The organism is Binatus sp. (SeqCode) (assembly GCF_036522015.1).
Classification (GTDB): Bacteria; Desulfobacterota; Binatia; order Binatales; family Binataceae; genus Binatus.
The window spans coordinates 1-1880 of record NZ_DATDGQ010000148.1 but is presented as its reverse complement, the minus strand read 5'-3'; the positions used below and the strand labels follow the sequence as shown (position 1 = coordinate 1880).

Genomic DNA, 1880 nt, shown 5'->3' with positions numbered 1-1880 from the left:
AGGTCATCTCCTTGATCAGCTTGCCGCTCCGAGCTTTTTCGACGGTGGCCTCGAACTTCGAGCCGAGATCGACGCCCATCTCCTTGGCCCGCTTCTTCGCCCACATCCCGACGTTGCGCGAGTCGCGATAGTAAGAATCGTCGCGCGGCTTAGACGCGTCGAAACTCGCCAGCCGTGACGCCTCGCTCTCGACCACGGCAAAGGACGACATCACGCGCCGTAGCCGCGCCGACTTGCATTGCGGGCAACCGAGGCGCTCGCGGCGACGCGACGAACCCATCACGACATGAGAGCTGACGAGCCCGCATCGCGCACATTCATACTCAAAAATCGGCATCGGATCTAAAGAATATCCTGCCCGGGTAGCGCCCGCAAATCAGCAGGATCAAAGCGGGGCTGCGCGCCCCGCACCCGCGGCAGGGGTGACCCCTGCACCCGGTATTCGGAAAGCAAGGATGCGGGCTGACGCCCTGTTAGGAAGTTTGGGCGCGAGGACGCGAAGCGGTCTCGTGTCCAGCACTTTCTTAACACTGGGTGCAGGGGTCACCCCTGCCGCGGGTGCGGGGCGCGCAGCCCCGTCTTTACTTCCGCCAACTCTCGCGGATGTCGAGCACCGGCTTTGCCAAGGGGTTCCCGACCATGAACAGCAGGCCAATCGCGCCGACCACAGCGCCGCATCCGAGCCACCAAATCGAGCGATACTCGATGCCAAGCGCGAGCATCGCGAGCGCCCAGAGAGGGATGATTAGTGAGACGACGAAGCGCATCAGGGCGCTAATCGCATGCTCGGCCTGTTCAGCGCGGTCAGCCATTCTACTTCTATTTAGCGGCTTCGGGCGAAATTTCAAATAGCGCCGGAGGGCCGCCGCCACCAATGAGATTGGACTTCTCGACGAGTTTGAGGCGTGCCCGATAGTCGGGCGTCATCGCGTCCAACTCGCGCGGCGTCGCGAGCATGTAGGCGCATCGCGGATTGCTGACATCGGGCACCGCAGCGCCGTAGTAGTACGACAGCTCGTAGTTGATGCCATTCGGAACGCATAATTGGTCGGCTTTGACGTGATCGGCGATGGTCGGAACGAAACTCTTGACGCTGCGCATTTCGGCGAGCATGGGTCGCAACGTCATGGTCCACAAGAGAGAGAGAACGAGCGCGGTAAGACCGAACGCAATGCCGACTCCGAGCGTACTGCGTCGTTGCGGCCGGCTCAGGATTAGTACTTCGATGGTGACGGCGACCAGCCAGACGTCGAACAAATCGGAGATGGGGCTCGCCCAGCGCATCGCCCTGAAAAGGGCGTAGTAGGCGGAGTCGCTCGACTGAAGATTCGCCTGCGGCGCATGGTCGGAGAAAAACGCGACGTAAAGGACGACGACGATCGGGGCGAAGACGAACGCCGCAACCAGCGCGTCGCGCAGCTTCGCGGCGGCACCGCGGATCCCATCAAGCGAAAATTGGGACGCACACAGGATCGCAATCCCCGGTAGCGCGGGCAGGATGTAGTCGTCGCGCTTGACGCTCGCGATCGAAAAAAACAGCAGCACTGCGAGTGACATGCTGATTTGGTAGATCACCGGGCGGCGCTTGTCGGCAGAAATCTCACACGTGTAGAAGGCCAGCGCGGCGGGCAAGATCAAGAGCGTCATCGGGAAAGCACCGCCGAGCAGGCGCGCGCCTATATAGTAGAAGGGTCGATAACTCTCGCCGGTGCCGCCGAGTTTGGCCGGCATGAAATGTCCGAAATTCTCGGCGAAAATGATCCTGACGATTTTGTGACCGCCGACGAACGCGGCCGGCACGTACCAGACCGCGCCGATCGCGATTGCAATCGCGAGGGCCTGCCACGGCCATCGAGTACGCATGAGCGCGATTGGATTTC

General features: G+C 61.5%; 3 protein-coding genes. All 3 read right to left on the bottom strand.

Annotated elements, in window-relative coordinates; all coding sequences use genetic code 11:
* The coding region (locus VIW95_RS06160; protein WP_331584555.1) for an FmdB family zinc ribbon protein at positions 1-337 on the bottom strand (337 nt) is incomplete at its 3' end.
* Between the two features lie 244 nt (positions 338-581).
* On the bottom strand, positions 582-812 hold the full coding sequence (locus VIW95_RS06155) for a hypothetical protein (RefSeq protein WP_331584554.1): 231 nt from the start codon (positions 810-812) through the stop codon (positions 582-584).
* 7 nt (positions 813-819) lie between these two features.
* The coding region (locus tag VIW95_RS06150; protein ID WP_331584553.1) for a hypothetical protein at positions 820-1880 on the bottom strand (1061 nt) is incomplete at its 5' end.

What these genes read in the sequence shown, in the direction of transcription:
- VIW95_RS06155 (WP_331584554.1), bottom strand. Translation starts at nt 812, where the DNA reads ATGGCTGACCGCGCTGAACAGGCCGAGCATGCGATTAGCGCCCTGATG.